This window comes from Ancylomarina euxina (assembly GCF_003863355.1).
Lineage (GTDB): Bacteria > Bacteroidota > Bacteroidia > Bacteroidales > Marinifilaceae > Ancylomarina > Ancylomarina euxinus.
The window spans coordinates 1-14,894 of sequence record NZ_QQWG01000020.1 but is presented as its reverse complement, the minus strand read 5'-3'; the positions used below and the strand labels follow the sequence as shown (position 1 = coordinate 14,894).

The window sequence follows — 14,894 nt, the reverse complement described above, 5'->3', positions numbered from 1 at the left end:
TATTCAGGGGAGTATGTCTTAACTAAAAATTGATGTTGTTTTACAATTTAAAAAATTAGTTCATGCATATATATCCAATAAAGTTTAGCCCCATACCCAAAGAAACTATTTGGGGTGGAAATAAATTAAATTCTATTCTATCAAAAGATTTTTCCGATGGCATAAAAATAGGTGAAAGTTGGGAAATATCTGGTGTTAAAAATGACATTTCACTTGTAGCCAATGGTAACTTAAAAGGAGAAAGTTTAAATAACCTAATATTGAACTTTGGTCCCCGCCTATTGGGAGAAAAAGTATTTAAGCAATTTGGGAGAGAGTTTCCCTTACTTATTAAATTTATAGATGCTAATGATACTTTATCCATTCAAGTGCATCCTGATGATGAACTAGCTAAAAAACGTCATAACTCATATGGAAAAACTGAGATGTGGTATGTATTGGAAGCTGAAAAAGAGGCTAGTTTAATTGTCGGATTCAATCAAAAAGTAGATCAAAAACTCTACCAGCAAAAATTAAATGAAGGTCAACTTGAAGAGATTCTAAATTCAGAACCTGTTGAAAGTGGATCTTGTTTTTTTATTCCAGCAGGACGTGTTCACGCAATCGGAAAAGGAATTCTACTAGCTGAAATTCAGCAAACATCGGATATTACATATCGCATGTACGATTGGAATCGAGTTGATAAATTAGGACAAGCTCGTGAACTACACACTGACCTTGCTCTTGATGCTATAGATTACACGTTTGATAATCAGTATGCAACTGAATATCCATCTGATAATAACAAATCGACCAATCTTGCAACTTCAAATTATTTTACGACCAACCGTTTGGTATTTGATCAGAAAATTAAACGAGACTACTCTCTTCTGGATTCGTTTGTAATTTATATCTGCCTAGAAGGTGAATTCGAAATTTGTTATGAGAATAACGAAAGTATAAAAGTGACTAAAGGTGAAAGTATCTTAATTCCTGCTGAATTAAAAGAATTAGTTCTAGAAACTAGTGATAAGACAATTTGTCTTGAAGTCTATATCTAAATAAAAAAATATTGGAAGATAAAGGAGTAGAGAAAGGTAAAATGGTTTTTGGTTAGTCTGTAATGGAGAAAGCTTCAGTCATATCTTATGAACTTTCTTCTTAAACTTTTCTCTATATCCTTACTCCTTCTCTCCTTCCACTTTCTGATTCAATACAGCAAAATTCCAATTGTATTTTTTAGCTAAAACTGCAATCATAATCAGCGAAGCTACAATTAGAATAATGAAATCTTTAGTCGGATTGATCGTATCCTGAACCAATAAAGCTGGTGTTTGCATGACCGACGATTTTGAAGTTACGAAAATGGCAAGAAAAACATTATTAGCAGCATGAACTCCCATAGCTGATTCAATACCATCATCCCAAATACTAATAAAACCAAATACAGCGCCGAAGAATATATATTGAGGCATCATTATCCAAAATCCATGGGCAGCCACTTCGGGGTTAAAAGCATGTAAAAGACCAAAAAATATCGCAGGTAAAATAGCGACCAACCATCTATTTCGGGTCCATCGACCAACAGCTTGTGCTAAATAGCCCCGAAACAAAATTTCCTCAAAAGTAGTCTGGAAAGGAATCAAACAAACTGCTACTAGTATCAATGGAATAAATAATGACCAATTAAGATTGAATTGATAATTAGCAGGAGAAATGAAATAATCAATAGCAAGGAAAACAGCTGACACAATTGCCCAAACCGCTGCAGAATAAAAGAATTTATTCCAACGAATGGTAGTCGTACCATTGATCACTTCTTTATAGTTTCTCTTATGAAAAGGTTTCAGTATAAGTACAAATATGGTCAGTCCAATGATAAAGGATAGTATCATCAAAGCCAAACCAATATTAGGATCAATACCTAAACTAGTAAAATCCATTTGATTCTCGGGATTAATAGTACCTTTTCCTGAAAGCGTATAAAACATCATCACCATACCCAAAGGCAAAGCTCCAATTACTTGTGCTCCTACAAAAGCTATCAAAGTTACCAATATGTATCTCCACCAATGATTGGGGCCTATAAATGCGCGTTCTAAATGTTTCATGCTTTTTTGAGCTTAATAAATTGTTATTTCTTGTTGGAACTGTAACCAAAACTAACATATTAAACATAGAACAAAAAAAAACGCTCAACAGAATTGAACGTTTTTAGATGATATCTTGATATTAAACTATAAAGCCTAGGGATAACAAGATTAATATTTTAGGCCAGATTATTTCTTTTTACGCTTGGCATTTCGCTTGGCATTTCTTTTTTTATTCTCTCTTTGTTTCATCAAACCTTTCGATCCAGAAGGTGTTTTAGAGTTTTTAGCTGATTTTTCATGGAAACCACTTCCCTTTTTAGCAGCCATTTTGACTCTTACATTTCGTGTTTGAATCTTTTCGTCTTCTAAAAGCTGTGAGGTTAACTCAACTCCTTCAGGAATTTCTTCTAATAAAACAGGCTTACCAATTAAAGCCTCAACCTTTTCCATCAACTCTTCTTCTGCAGCATTCACAAAACTAATGGCAGTACCTTCTTTATCGGCACGACCAGTACGACCAACACGGTGAACATACTCCACGTAATTGTTTGGCATATCGAAGTTAATCACATGACTCACATTATCGATATCAATACCACGAGCTGCAACATCAGATGAAACCAACACACGAGCTCTTCCCTCTTTAAATGAATTCAATGCATTTAAACGTGTACTTTGAGCTTTATTACCGTGAATCACACTTAAATCATCACCCAATACGGGTTCCAAACGATCTACAATTCGATCTGCATTTCTTTTGGTTTCAGTAAAAATCATGACTTTATTAAAAATGACTTCATCTTCAAGTAAAAATTTTAAGAGATTCACTTTACTCAAGATATTCTTAACGTGGTATTGTTTCTGATAAATATTTTCTACCGTACTTGCTTGAGGAGCAACCTCAATTCGTTGAGGGGCCACTAAGAAATCGTCAGCCAATTTGTCAACAACATCCGAAAAGGTTGCTGAAAACAATAGGTTTTGATGTCTCTCAGGTAAGATTTCAAAAATAGCTTTTAACTGAGGCATAAAACCCAAATCCATCATTTTATCAGCCTCATCAATTACCAAAGTTCTGATATTTGTAAACTTTAGGATACGAGTCATATAAATATCCATTAAACGACCAGGAGTCGCCACTAGAATATCAACACCTTCGTATACTTGTTCTTTCTGTGTATTGATGTTTACACCACCGTAAAGTCCCAAAGCTCTAATATTCATATATTGGCTTAGAAGCTCAATCGTTTCACAAACTTGAACAACAAGCTCACGAGTAGGGACCACGATCAGTGCTCTAGGATCCATTCCCTGAGCATAACCGAGTTTCATTAAAATAGGCATCAGATAAGCCAAGGTTTTTCCTGTACCAGTTTGGGCAATCCCAATCACATCCTTACCGGAACGAACAGGAGAGAAAACCTCTTTCTGAATAGAAGTTGGGGTTTCAAAACCTGCATCTGCAAGTGCGTTTAAGATTTGCTTACTTAATTTGATGTCGTTAAATGAACTCATACTCTCTTTTTATTTGTAGAAATTTGCGCAAAAGTAGTCATTTTATTTCGAGTAGACTGATATAGACGAACATTAAAGTCCGAAACTGCAATTTCAAATCTAAAATAAACTCTGAACTTCTGCCTTTAAAAAAGCAATGGCTTCAGCATGAGAGGATTTCTTATCTTTCATTTGTGCTTCAATGATAGCCTTACTTAAGTTAATCGAACTATCAGAAGGTACCAATTGCAAAGCTTCAGCATTAACTAACTGCACCAAACTTTCTTTGGCAGCTTTAATCAACATCCAAGCTTGTGGCGTTACATACAATTGTTGTGAAAGATTGTGTTCAAATTCACCTCTAATCATCGTCAATAAAACCTGATGAAGTTGCTGATTCGTCATATCAGGCTTATTTTCGCGAATCACCAAAGATTCAGGATGGATTCTCTCCAATAAAATAATAAGACGTTCGTAAGCCTGCAAACGAATTGGCGTAATAGCTTTCTGATTATTTAGAAAAACATCCAATTTCATTTTCTTTTCTTCCTTTACAAGCATCGCTTTTATCAGAAAATAAGCAGTTGCAAAAACAACCAGAGCTGGTAATGTATATTTTAATAGTTCAAGCATCGGTATTTATATATAAAATGAATAATATCTTATTTCTTTCTTTACATCAAATTATAAGGCGAACGTTTAGTGTAGTAATTCATACTAAATAAAAATAATGCAAATCACATAACACACGCACCTCTCAAAATCAACTCAACCCCCTAGTAATAAAGGCTTCATATTCATATCCACATGAAATTCACATCTAAGTCCAGATGAAAAAACACATAAACCTGAATATTTCCGTAGTTACGCAAACGTTTGAATTTGTTTAAAAACATTACATTTGTACCTCAATTGAAAAATTGAATACTACAAAAGTATCAAGCTATTTTACAAAACCATAAAAAATAACCACAATGTTAAAGGTTTCAAACCGTATTACTTCAATGGAATTATCTCCAACACTTGCCATGTCTCAAAAAAGCAGAGATATGAAAGAGCAAGGAATTGATGTGATTAATCTGAGTGTAGGAGAACCCGATTTTAAAACCCCAGATCATATTAAGGAGGCTGCACACAATGCTATTATCAACAACTACTCATATTACTCACCCATTCCTGGGTTCTTAAAATTGAGAGAAGCCATTTGCACTAAACTAAAAAGAGACAATGACCTAGATTTTACACCAGAGCAAGTTGTTGTTTCGAATGGAGCAAAGCAGTCCATTCTTAATGTCATGATGTCCGTTATCAACCCTGGTGATGAGGTTATTATACCAAGTCCTTATTGGGTTAGTTATGTTGAAATTGTAAAATTAGCTCAAGGCATTAATATATTTATTCCTGCTGGCATAGAACAAAACTTTAAAATCACTCCAGAACAATTGGAGGCGGCCATTACACCTAGGACCAGAGCTTTTCTTTTTAGCTCACCTAGTAATCCAACTGGAAGCATCTATTCAAGAAAAGAACTAAAAGCTTTAGCTCAAGTTTTCGAGAAGTACCCAGATATTGTGATTATATCAGACGAAATATATGAGCATATTAACTATATAGATGGTCATGAAAGTATTGCACAATTCGATGAATTAAAAGATCGTACTGTAATTATCAATGGTGTTTCAAAAGGTTATGCCATGACGGGATGGCGTATTGGCTATATAGCAGCTCCTATTTGGATTGCACAAGCCTGCACTAAACTACAAGGGCAGATGACTTCTGGAGCCTCTACAATCGCTCAAATGGCATCGGCAGAAGCCCTCAAGGGTGACCAGTCGTGCACACTAGAGATGAAAAAAGCGTTTAAACAAAGAAGAGAAGTTGCTTTTGAGCTACTGACTAAGATCCCTAGTTTCGAAATTAAAAAACCAGATGGCGCCTTCTACTTCTTCCCTGATGTATCCAAATTATTTGGTAAAAGCTGTAATGGCATAATCATAAATAACCCAACTGATTTAAGTCTGTATCTTCTAAATGAAGCTAAGGTAGCCACAGTTACAGGTGAAGCCTTTGGTGCACCTGATTGTTTAAGACTCTCTTATGCGACCAGTGAAGAGATTATGGCTGAGGCCATATCGCGAATCAAAAGTGCCATTGATAAATTAAATTAAATTAAATCTACTTACCCAATAATTCTAATCCAACTCATAGGGAGTTGGATTAGAATTATTTGTTTATAAATAGAATTCAATAAAGAAAGTAGGCATAATAAATTTTGCATACACATTTCCTTTGTGTTTTATGATTCAAAAGTTATATTTGCATATTCAATTCGGGATGTGGCGCAGTCCGGTAGCGTACTGGTCTGGGGGACCAGGGGTCGCAAGTTCAAATCTTGTCATCCCGACAGATTATTAAGGAAAACACGAAAGTGTTTTCCTTTTTTTATTTACACCCAAAAACCTCTAAATACAAGACATACAGAACGCCTTACATTTAATAGCCCATCATTATTATTTACGTAATATTAGAATGCACGAGAAAACCAAGTGAACGAAACAAGTCTCAGTTTAAACTTGGTAGCAACATGGTAGCAACACTTTTCTCATGGAAACACTTTAAAAACAAAATGCTGCTACGAAAAACGCAGCAGCATAATGCATAGATTTGGTTAATCTTAAGAAAGAACAACTAGTGAATAAAAATCTGCAGAAAATTTCGCTCCATCTGCAGTTCCAAAAAAGGCATACACATGAACATTTCCAGCTGCAACTGGCAGGGTAATTTCGGCTGACTGATCCGAACGAACTGAGGCTGTATTTAAGATGTGAACTCTCTCAGGAGTCATCACCAAAAGATGCAGTTTGTCATCGGCATTACCGACACCTGTAGCACTATCATCCTTCCAGGATAACTCAATTCCAGATACCACATCAGCATCATCCTGAAGAGTCAAGATTTCAGGAAGAGGTAAAGCTCCCATCGAAGCATGAAAATCAGAATAATTCACCAAAGCTCCACTTTCATCGAAAGCTGGCATGTTGGTTTTCACAAACAGATTATAACCGGTCATTTTGCCACCGACTAAATTCCATACCGGACGGATTAGACTTTCCATCAAAGATGAGGCTAAACTGACCACCGACTTAAATCGGCTTCTCTGTTTTTGCTGCGCTTCACTATTTGAAGCATTTGGACCAGGAAGTGATTTGATATAATTCACTCCTCGCCATGAACTGCCTACTATGGCGCCAACCTTTCCTGTGAATGGGCCCAGGATCCCTTGATTGTATTTTCCCATGACATTTTAAATTTGGGTTAGTAATTGATTAGTTAACATAGAATTGAGACAGGTACGGAGCAGGTACCCACTTGTCCTTACTCCTTTTTGTCTCCACGCTCTCGCTTTTTACGATCACGTTTTCTCTCTTTTTTCGTCCAGAGTCGCTTTAATAAAGCAATGACTATAGTCGAAACGGTTCCACCCACAACTGAAACCATGGCTTCGGTGCTGTCAAGTGGAAGACTTTGTGCCGCATCAAGTACATCAGGCTGAATTCCAATGGATTCTGCTATACCCATAGTTGATGCAGTGCCAATCAGAAAAGAAGGTATATTTTTCATTTTCAATGACTTTAATGGTTAAACATAGACTTAAAATACATACATTAAGGTCGAAAAACACTACCATCAAGCTGATTTACAGCCCATTGCACTCAACTGCATCAAATTGTATAATTACCTGATTATGAAAGCACATGATATTTTACATCTAAGGATTATTCGAGAAGAATTCACCAGTCAAACGACTGTGGGAAAAATGTATATCGATGGTCATTTTTTTGGCTACACTCTGGAGGATACCGTCAGAGCTTTTGGCATTAAGGTGAAAGGTCACACAGCCCTACCCGCTTACCAATATCAAGTCAAATTGACTTTTAGTCCCAAGTATGAAAGAATGATGCCTTTAATTTTCAATCAAAATGACGAAAGTGTAAACGCTATGGGGATCAAATTTAAGGGCATTCGATTTCATGGAGGGAATCGACATTCCGATACGGAAGGTTGTATTCTAGTGGCCAAACATAGAGTGACCAATCAGATTATTCAAGGTAGCCTGGAGAAAGAGCTCAGTCTAAAAATTGCTGAAGCTGAAAAGCAGGGGAAGCAAATTGCTTTGGAGATCATCAACGGCTAAATTCACCTACAGATCTTTTGCTTCTTCCTGTTAAACATCTTTTATAATTACCGCAATGCGGGCTGCACTGTCAAGGTTTTTATCGGATTTTTTATCCCCTAAGAAATGGACCTGAATCAAAAATCGGATAAAACCGAAGGCCCTGACCTTGACTTGCTGATGGAGATAAAAAGCTCGTGCGTGAGAAATAGACTTATCCTGCTACTGACAAGGGAATAACTTGTTTATCAGGTAGGAGGAAAAATCCCAAATCAAGGATAAAGGATAAAGATCTAAAAAACACTACCAATACATTACTGCTAATCATTTGTTTCTTTTGTTTTTAATGCCTGCATTAAAAATGGGTGGTGGTGGGGTTAGTTGGTGGTCAGTAAGCTACGCTTCCTAAAAGGCGCGAGCCGCCTGCGAGTGGGAGGCCGTGACTGGCAAGTAAAACAAGGAACTTGTGATTGACAGCCAGCGGTTTTTGGCGGCTTTTTTGAGGATGGATGGTTGTAACTGGGCGGGGGCAAATTTTGCTATGTTTCATACTCCTAACTGATCAATACTAATCATGAAACATATTGGGAGAGGAATTGCCCTTGGCCCAGGTGTGTAGGTAAAGGGCTTGCGATAGAGTTAAAATATGCGATAGTATCTCCTTTTAGAAAATGAAAATCTATAAATTATCGTTCAGCAAAATAGATTCCTAATTGGTGGAGATAGCATTATTTTACGAAGAGCAAGTACTGTCCGTGGCCTCTCAAAAAAGATGACAAAAACCGATAGCGGCCGACCTAGCAGGCGAGCCTAAAATGAGCAATGGAGGCACTTTTGACTGGTGGATTTTGCTTGATAAAAGAAACTGATTTACGACCACCTACCCTATTCTAACAAAACACCTAAGCATTATAACCAAGCACGAGACAAAAGGGCTGAGAATTGCTGTGAACGACGAAGGGCGAAGCGAAAAAAGTATGACAGGGTTGCTGTAGCAACTTTAGGTAACAAATGCCTAATGGCTGTGAAAACTCTAATGATAAAAAGTATAAAGGATGAGGTTTAAAAACAGTGAAGCAGCCAATAGGATTTTGGAAACCCCTGGCGAACTTTTTGCAACAGCCCGAGGAGAGAACGCCATATTTCCTTTTTCTATTTCCTTATCTGTGGAACGGGACCTAATTCTTGGCCAAAAAGATTCAAAACCTGATTGACTTTATCCATTCTTAAAGTTGATTTGCCTTGCTCTAGATCACGAACGAATCTCAAGCCAACTCCTGCTTTTTCAGCTAGATCTTGTTGAGTCAGATTCAGTAACTTTCTTCTTTCCTTTATGAATATGGGTAGTGACATGTGTGCAATATTTATATAAGTATACCTTATCGGGTATAAATATACAATATTTTGCATAATTATACCTCATCGGGTATAATTTGGGGTTATCGTCTGCGATAAGCGAGATTATTATTTTAAACTCTGTCAGGTCGAAAAAGACGCTGACAGGTTTCATGAAAATATTCGGAGCCTCAACAAAAAAGTGAGACCCCGAAATAAGTTATCGCCCTAGCAACTTTAGGTAACAAATGCCTGTTGGCTGCGGAACCTCTAATGATAAAAAGTATAAAGGATAAGGTTAAAAAACAGTGGAGCAGCCAATAGGATTTTGGAAACCCCTGGCGAACTTTTTGCAGCAGCCCAAGGAGAGAACGCCATATTTCCTTTTTGAAAAATGGCTTCGGAAATTCCGAAGCCATAACACTATTCATCAAAATTATTTGATTTCTTGATTCCACCCATGAAATTTACGATCATAATACCTATAGGTTTTACCTTTATATTCGACAACAGAGTCACGACAGAGAATATTACACTCTGGATCTATTGGGTCATATTTTACGTATACAGGAGAATCTAATTTGAATGGTTTCTCAATATCTCGAAAACGAGTATAATAAGTCACATTATTCACTTTATACTCAACTTTGGAACTTATACCAAGATTTTGTCTTTTGACAAAATCTCTAACAAAACCTATAACGTATTCTCCTCTTTGCTCAATCATTTTTTCACATCTATTCTCTTCTTTAATAATTATAAGAATATTGGTAATAATTGCAGAACAAATAATAGCTAAAACGATTACAACTTTCTTATTAAAAGTCCCTACTCTAAATTCCATATTAATCAAGTTTTCTTATATCCATATAATAAGTGAGACTATCCTCAAACTTAAGCCAGCAAATCCTGTATCCCTTATAATCAAAAGCTTCTTCAGGTAATGTTATATTCTGGCTGGGATCACTCTTATAGTACGCGACTAATATGGGTACCTGCTTAAAAGGATAAGTTGGAGGTACAGCAAAAGGTCCATGCAATGAAGATTCATAATTATCACCGTCAAGCTTAAATTCAAACCAATATGTAACACTTGACATTTGTCCCGATTCACGCGAATAAAATGCAAGTGTTCTTTCGCCATTTTTTCGGATATACTCCTGTTTTTTTTCAGTGTTTTGTATTCCAAAATAAGTCAAGACAGCGAGAATTGAACCAACTATACCAACAAGAATAAATGCATATTTTGCACTTGCTTCATCCGATAAATTTTTCATCTGTTTTGCCATCTTATATTTATCACTTTCATGTCTTGAAATCTCCTGGTAACAACTATTTTTCTGAGGTCAATTGCTTTATGCCATTTATATCGATGAGGAGAACCCAAACATAAAAAAAATAAAGCAAGTCGGGATCTTTAGAGTTCTTATAGATAATAACTAAGTCCCAAAGACACTCTTAAACCTAACCACAAAACATCTCTGTGAAGATCGCCATAGGTATCTGATTCCAAATCACCATTATTACAGATCTCGTATCCACACTTGAAATCAAGCGATATTTTTTCATTATAATGATATGAACTTAGGAAGAAAGGCTCCATAAAATAAGACTGAGCCTTTAAATTAAAAGTATCATAATTAGCCCCCATATCTTTCAAATAATACTTTTCTTTTATTTTCATATTAGAAAAGATAATACCACCTTCTATTCCCAGATTACAATCAAATTTTCCTTTTATGAAAATCTGATGATGGTAATCAAGTCCTAAACGATAAGCATGTAGGAACATATCCAATTTATATTCGCCCGAATAATCTCTAAGGTGATTTCTACCGCCTGTAGCATAATAAGCAAAATCAATTCCTAAATTATCTTTTTTCCCTATTAAATAATTCGCTGTTAGCCCATAATAGATTTGATCTGAAAATTCATGAACCGATTTCGCATTTACCAGTTGACTGTATTCCAAAAGTTCTTGCTGCATCTCTTTCACTTCCTTCAACTGGTAATCACCATAACCCGCTCGTAGACTAAATTTGAAATTTTGCCCCTGGCAAGCAAAAGATAAAATCACAAATAGAATGCTTATTTTTAGTTTCATACTAATTCAATTCTTTTTCAATGTTCAACACACAACCTGTATTGCAAAACAAATGATAATTAAACAACCAATTCTGTGATTCTGTACCAGGCAAACTAAGTTCCAATTCACCTGATTTGATATCGTAAACAAATAATCTTTTATAATTGGTTAACAGAATCTTGTTAGATACCGGATCAATATTTTCAATCACCATCTTACTTTCCAGATTAATTGTTTTGGTTAAACTAAAATCTGCCGGATTTCGCACTTCTAAAACTTGATTGTCATTAAAAGTCAAATACAATTCCGAAGCATTTAATGGGTTAAAATAAACGGATCGATAAGATCTGGTATCAGAAAATATTTCATCAGCCTTATTGCCCAAATCATAAACTTTCAAACCATTATGCGTACCAACACCCATAAATTTGGCATCCTGAGAAGTCGAAATTTTAGCCCACTTACTGTATATGGGATAATCATCTATTGGGATTTGAAGCATTTCTTTTTTACTCTCAATATCAACTAAATGATAAGTTCCTGATCGAGAAAAAGCAATTTTCCCATTATCACTAAACAAAAAATGATCAATATCATCAGTTCCTCCCCCATCATAAGAAATTTCAATAGGTTTTTCTAAATCTTTATTCTCAAATACATATATTTTATCATCCGATGCCCCTGCAACCCTTGTTGAATTTGTAGGGCATGAATAAATACCTTCATACAATAAATCATCTAGCCTTATAGTGGATATGTTTTGAAATGAATTCAAATTAAAACTTTGCATACGATTGTAATCATTTGTGTAGAATACTTTTTCAACAAAATTATATGCAAATTTAGGCCAATTACCTATATTTAAGTAGGTACCAAGCCTGTATCTTTTCTTTGTCTGCAACATAAAATCATAATCATCCCAATCATTATATTGAGACTTTACAGATAAGCTAAAGGTATTTAAATCTCCAAAGCCTGTTTGCTTAATAGTATAAGTCGTATCAGCAGATTTTTCAAAAAAAACACTAGGATTGTAATTTATATTCAACTTGTATTTGGCTTTATATTTAGATCGATCTCAATTTACTCTAAGTTCTTCATAGCCTATCTCCTCAATGTACAATTGGGGCTCTTCTGTGGGCAACTCCAGAGAACTTTCAAAACCATAGCTACGACTATTACCTGTAATACAATCCACTGTAAAACGATAACCTTCACCCGCATAGAGGGGATCACAAAAGGTCGTATCGTTCACATTGCTTATCTTTTTTGAGATATGCCTAAAACCTGAATTGGCAGATATTTCATAATACTTAAAGTCATAATGATCGGCTTTAGGCCATTTTATCACCAATAAGCTATCCTTACTGATGGATGCCAAAGGCTTTAAAGAAGGGGCTTCACGACCATCCAAAATAAGGTCCCATTCTTTTTGTATCACGTATTTCTCCAGACCTATATTATCGGCTATACTATTCGTTCCTGTGCTCATAACAAGATCTAACTTTAACTTGTAAGAACCCGGACTATAATCACCAGGGTTAATGTCGATAGTACTTTCGCTTGAATAGACAGTCCAGGTCTTATCGTCTAAACTGTATTTAGCGCTGTAGATCTTTGTTGTACCATCTCCAATCTTGTATTTCAACTGGGTCGGTTTAAATATTTTTAAGGAATGACTTCTTCCTTGTAATCTCAAATCAATTGTTGATATATCAGCTGGTGGTTTTATATCAATAAAATACTCCTCTGTTAAATTATCACCACAGCTAAAAACTAAAAAAGTTAAAACCACAATCAATAAGCATTTCACAAGAACCGTCTTGCATAATGCCACAAAAATTTTCTTCATCAATTTTGTTAATTTGCGTTACCTTACAAACAGGCTTAATGTCCCCTCATATTGCAAGAGCAAGGGTGTTAACAAAAAGCACTTTCATATTGTAAATAATTTTGGAGTGCAAAGAAAAGAAAACAAAGGCGAAAAACATTCTTATTAATTATTATTTTAAACAAAAGCATTAAACCTTTTTAGTCAGAAATAACAAGGAAGCTTCAGTTGTCATATTTCTATAAGTATACCTTATTAGGTATAAAATCATGTCTCAGGCAATAACTAATGTCTTAAGGGGTATCGTTTTGATTTTATTGATACCCCACTTCGGCTGCCCTCAACCAAACTTGGAGTGAGAGCATCAAGGTGTTATTCAAATGCTAACAGGTTTTATAAAATATATTCGGAGCCTCAACAAAAAAGTGAGACCCCGAAATAAGATATCGTCACAGCAAATTAGATGGGTGAAATTATGCGGCAGCATAGAATATTCAATTATTTTATTTTTCAAATAGGCTGAGTAAGGCTCCTCATTTTTATTTAAAAGAAGTAGCTTTGAGGTCTTTAAATTACGCCTCATCTCCCCTATTTTGCAAATCTTATTTACAAATATATTGGGATAGATTGTATGTGTAAATATCTTTCCTCTACGTGAGAGTTTCAAGCATTAATAAAGTAAATCATGAATATAGAGATTGTTGATTATAGTATTTGCCAAGCGATTGGAAATACGACTAAAGATGTTGTTTCAGATAGTGCAACAGGCTATTTTTTGCATTCTGATGATATGGCGTTCATAGAAAGAACAGATATCATTTATCCGAAAGCTGGTTTAAGTTTTGGAATTAGTTACCGATTTGAAACAGATACGGAAGTGTCTGATCTTGTTGAATTTGAATGTCGGATCAAACATCCTAAGATGATCAATCCCACAAACAATGAAGCGTTTACTGAAATCTTAGAGACTAAAGATGAATGGAGTGATGAGCTGGGATTTGATTTCTATACTTTAGAGTTTGACTGGGAGATTCAGTTTGGGGAATGGATTTTTGAAATTATCCATGACGGAAAAGTTTTGGCTAGTCAATCGTTTTATTTGAAGGAATTGGAGAATTCTAAGGGTTAAATTAAGATGAGCCGTGGCGTGTACGGCTGTACATAGAAACTATTGTGCGAGATAAGAATTGCGTGCCTGCACATGTATTTGATCATTTTCTTTGGAAATGGATACGAGCGAAAGACGCTCACACCATCGGGGGGACAAATGCCTTTTGAATGTGGAACCTATTTCAATAAAAAATAGAAAGGATGAGCTTTACCCCGATGCTCGTGACCAGCAAAGCTGGAGTGGAGCCACCCAAAGAGAGAAGGCCTTTTAACTGCTTCCGCAGAGCACGAGCTAAAAGCTCGCGCTAGCTGGGTGACTTCAATCAGGTAGACAATAGAGATTATTCCGAATAGAATACTTATGGAGAAATTTCCATGTAAAATAATTCACTGAATACTAATAGTTAAAATAATCTATCAATGGAATTATTTCGTAAATACCTTAATCGATATAATGTCTAATGAAATAATCTACAACAAATCAATTGGTTTGGATGAAAAAGTCTAAAACAAAAAAGGGAATTATCCAATTTCAAACGTACTAATGGCCATTTGACCGTCAGTTATCCATTCGCCTCTGACTATCTTCTCGAAGGGCTTATTTTATCTAAGGAGCAGTCGATTATCAGATTTTTGATTCTAAAAGATCGAACAATATTACGATCGCTGAATTCAAGCCGCTAATGCAACTATTTTATTATTAACAATAATATTATACATTTCATTTGGGGTAAGATAATTTAGACGCTTTCTAGGTCTGTTGTTTAATTTATCTTGCACCCATTTGACTTT

General features: G+C 35.5%; 15 protein-coding genes, 1 tRNA gene and 1 pseudogene. 5 read left to right on the top strand and 12 right to left on the bottom strand.

Annotated features, from left to right (window positions below; all coding sequences use genetic code 11):
* Nucleotides 1-62 precede the first annotated feature (62 nt).
* Nucleotides 63-1,040: a type I phosphomannose isomerase catalytic subunit gene (locus DWB61_RS15120; RefSeq protein ID WP_125031756.1), complete on the top strand. Its 978-nt coding sequence runs from the start codon at nt 63-65 to the stop codon at nt 1,038-1,040.
* A 120-nt stretch (nt 1,041-1,160) separates the two neighbouring features.
* Here DWB61_RS15120 and DWB61_RS15115 read toward each other — a convergent pair whose 3' ends face one another.
* The 3 genes from DWB61_RS15115 to DWB61_RS15105 form a co-directional block, all read right to left on the bottom strand.
* On the bottom strand, nt 1,161-2,090 hold the full coding sequence (locus tag DWB61_RS15115) for a CPBP family intramembrane glutamic endopeptidase (protein ID WP_125031755.1): 930 nt from the start codon (nt 2,088-2,090) through the stop codon (nt 1,161-1,163).
* Between the two features lie 168 nt (nt 2,091-2,258).
* Nucleotides 2,259-3,587, bottom strand: coding sequence for a DEAD/DEAH box helicase (locus DWB61_RS15110; protein ID WP_125031754.1), 1,329 nt, complete (start codon nt 3,585-3,587; stop codon nt 2,259-2,261).
* A 99-nt stretch (nt 3,588-3,686) separates the two neighbouring features.
* On the bottom strand, nt 3,687-4,199 hold the full coding sequence (locus DWB61_RS15105) for a DUF7935 family protein (protein WP_125031753.1): 513 nt from the start codon (nt 4,197-4,199) through the stop codon (nt 3,687-3,689).
* 341 nt (nt 4,200-4,540) lie between these two features.
* Between DWB61_RS15105 and DWB61_RS15100 the strand changes: the two genes are divergently transcribed.
* On the top strand, nt 4,541-5,734 hold the full coding sequence (locus tag DWB61_RS15100) for a pyridoxal phosphate-dependent aminotransferase (RefSeq protein WP_125031752.1): 1,194 nt from the start codon (nt 4,541-4,543) through the stop codon (nt 5,732-5,734).
* A gap of 162 nt (nt 5,735-5,896) precedes the next feature.
* A tRNA-Pro gene (locus DWB61_RS15095) sits at nt 5,897-5,970 on the top strand.
* A gap of 270 nt (nt 5,971-6,240) precedes the next feature.
* On the opposite strand, the gene DWB61_RS15090 is transcribed toward DWB61_RS15095, so the two are convergent.
* Nucleotides 6,241-6,864 (bottom strand): DUF6266 family protein, encoded by a 624-nt coding sequence (locus DWB61_RS15090; protein ID WP_125031751.1) that lies wholly within the window; start codon nt 6,862-6,864, stop codon nt 6,241-6,243.
* 77 nt (nt 6,865-6,941) lie between these two features.
* A complete protein-coding gene (locus DWB61_RS15085) occupies nt 6,942-7,187 on the bottom strand; it encodes a hypothetical protein (RefSeq protein ID WP_125030697.1) in 246 nt (81 codons plus the stop codon).
* Between the two features lie 124 nt (nt 7,188-7,311).
* On the opposite strand from DWB61_RS15085, the gene DWB61_RS15080 reads away from it, so the two are divergent.
* Nucleotides 7,312-7,761, top strand: coding sequence for a DUF5675 family protein (locus DWB61_RS15080; RefSeq protein WP_125031750.1), 450 nt, complete (start codon nt 7,312-7,314; stop codon nt 7,759-7,761).
* Between the two features lie 1,131 nt (nt 7,762-8,892).
* On the opposite strand, the gene DWB61_RS15075 is transcribed toward DWB61_RS15080, so the two are convergent.
* The 6 genes from DWB61_RS15075 to DWB61_RS15050 all read right to left on the bottom strand — a co-directional run bounded on the left by DWB61_RS15075 (nt 8,893) and on the right by DWB61_RS15050 (nt 13,013).
* On the bottom strand, nt 8,893-9,093 hold the full coding sequence (locus DWB61_RS15075; RefSeq protein ID WP_125031749.1) for a helix-turn-helix transcriptional regulator: 201 nt from the start codon (nt 9,091-9,093) through the stop codon (nt 8,893-8,895).
* Between the two features lie 418 nt (nt 9,094-9,511).
* Complete coding sequence (locus tag DWB61_RS15070) at nt 9,512-9,919, bottom strand: hypothetical protein (RefSeq protein ID WP_125031748.1); 408 nt, start codon at nt 9,917-9,919, stop codon at nt 9,512-9,514.
* A gap of 1 nt (nt 9,920) precedes the next feature.
* On the bottom strand, nt 9,921-10,352 hold the full coding sequence (locus DWB61_RS15065) for a hypothetical protein (RefSeq protein WP_125031747.1): 432 nt from the start codon (nt 10,350-10,352) through the stop codon (nt 9,921-9,923).
* A gap of 149 nt (nt 10,353-10,501) precedes the next feature.
* On the bottom strand, nt 10,502-11,179 hold the full coding sequence (locus tag DWB61_RS15060; RefSeq protein ID WP_125031746.1) for a hypothetical protein: 678 nt from the start codon (nt 11,177-11,179) through the stop codon (nt 10,502-10,504).
* 1 nt (nt 11,180) lies between these two features.
* Complete coding sequence (locus DWB61_RS15055; RefSeq protein WP_125031745.1) at nt 11,181-12,209, bottom strand: hypothetical protein; 1,029 nt, start codon at nt 12,207-12,209, stop codon at nt 11,181-11,183.
* A gap of 30 nt (nt 12,210-12,239) precedes the next feature.
* Nucleotides 12,240-13,013, bottom strand: a complete 774-nt coding sequence (locus tag DWB61_RS15050; RefSeq protein WP_125031744.1) for a hypothetical protein — start codon at nt 13,011-13,013, stop codon at nt 12,240-12,242.
* Between the two features lie 664 nt (nt 13,014-13,677).
* Between DWB61_RS15050 and DWB61_RS15045 the strand changes: the two genes are divergently transcribed.
* The gene (locus DWB61_RS15045) at nt 13,678-14,121 is read left to right on the top strand and encodes a DUF3859 domain-containing protein (RefSeq protein ID WP_125031743.1); all 444 of its coding nucleotides are present in this window, start codon (nt 13,678-13,680) and stop codon (nt 14,119-14,121) included.
* Between the two features lie 653 nt (nt 14,122-14,774).
* Here the strand turns inward: DWB61_RS15045 and DWB61_RS18035 are convergent.
* Nucleotides 14,775-14,894, bottom strand: a pseudogene (locus DWB61_RS18035) (IS30 family transposase); the annotation flags it as partial.

Coding starts and splice junctions, on each gene's coding strand:
- DWB61_RS15120 (WP_125031756.1), top strand. CDS start 63: ATGCATATATATCCAATAAAGTTTAGCCCCATACCCAAAGAAACTATT.
- DWB61_RS15115 (WP_125031755.1), bottom strand. CDS start 2,090: ATGAAACATTTAGAACGCGCATTTATAGGCCCCAATCATTGGTGGAGA.
- DWB61_RS15110 (WP_125031754.1), bottom strand. CDS start 3,587: ATGAGTTCATTTAACGACATCAAATTAAGTAAGCAAATCTTAAACGCA.
- DWB61_RS15105 (WP_125031753.1), bottom strand. CDS start 4,199: ATGCTTGAACTATTAAAATATACATTACCAGCTCTGGTTGTTTTTGCA.
- DWB61_RS15100 (WP_125031752.1), top strand. CDS start 4,541: ATGTTAAAGGTTTCAAACCGTATTACTTCAATGGAATTATCTCCAACA.
- DWB61_RS15090 (WP_125031751.1), bottom strand. CDS start 6,864: ATGGGAAAATACAATCAAGGGATCCTGGGCCCATTCACAGGAAAGGTT.
- DWB61_RS15085 (WP_125030697.1), bottom strand. CDS start 7,187: ATGAAAAATATACCTTCTTTTCTGATTGGCACTGCATCAACTATGGGT.
- DWB61_RS15080 (WP_125031750.1), top strand. CDS start 7,312: ATGAAAGCACATGATATTTTACATCTAAGGATTATTCGAGAAGAATTC.
- DWB61_RS15075 (WP_125031749.1), bottom strand. CDS start 9,093: ATGTCACTACCCATATTCATAAAGGAAAGAAGAAAGTTACTGAATCTG.
- DWB61_RS15070 (WP_125031748.1), bottom strand. CDS start 9,919: ATGGAATTTAGAGTAGGGACTTTTAATAAGAAAGTTGTAATCGTTTTA.
- DWB61_RS15065 (WP_125031747.1), bottom strand. CDS start 10,352: ATGAAAAATTTATCGGATGAAGCAAGTGCAAAATATGCATTTATTCTT.
- DWB61_RS15060 (WP_125031746.1), bottom strand. CDS start 11,179: ATGAAACTAAAAATAAGCATTCTATTTGTGATTTTATCTTTTGCTTGC.
- DWB61_RS15050 (WP_125031744.1), bottom strand. CDS start 13,013: ATGAAGAAAATTTTTGTGGCATTATGCAAGACGGTTCTTGTGAAATGC.
- DWB61_RS15045 (WP_125031743.1), top strand. CDS start 13,678: ATGAATATAGAGATTGTTGATTATAGTATTTGCCAAGCGATTGGAAAT.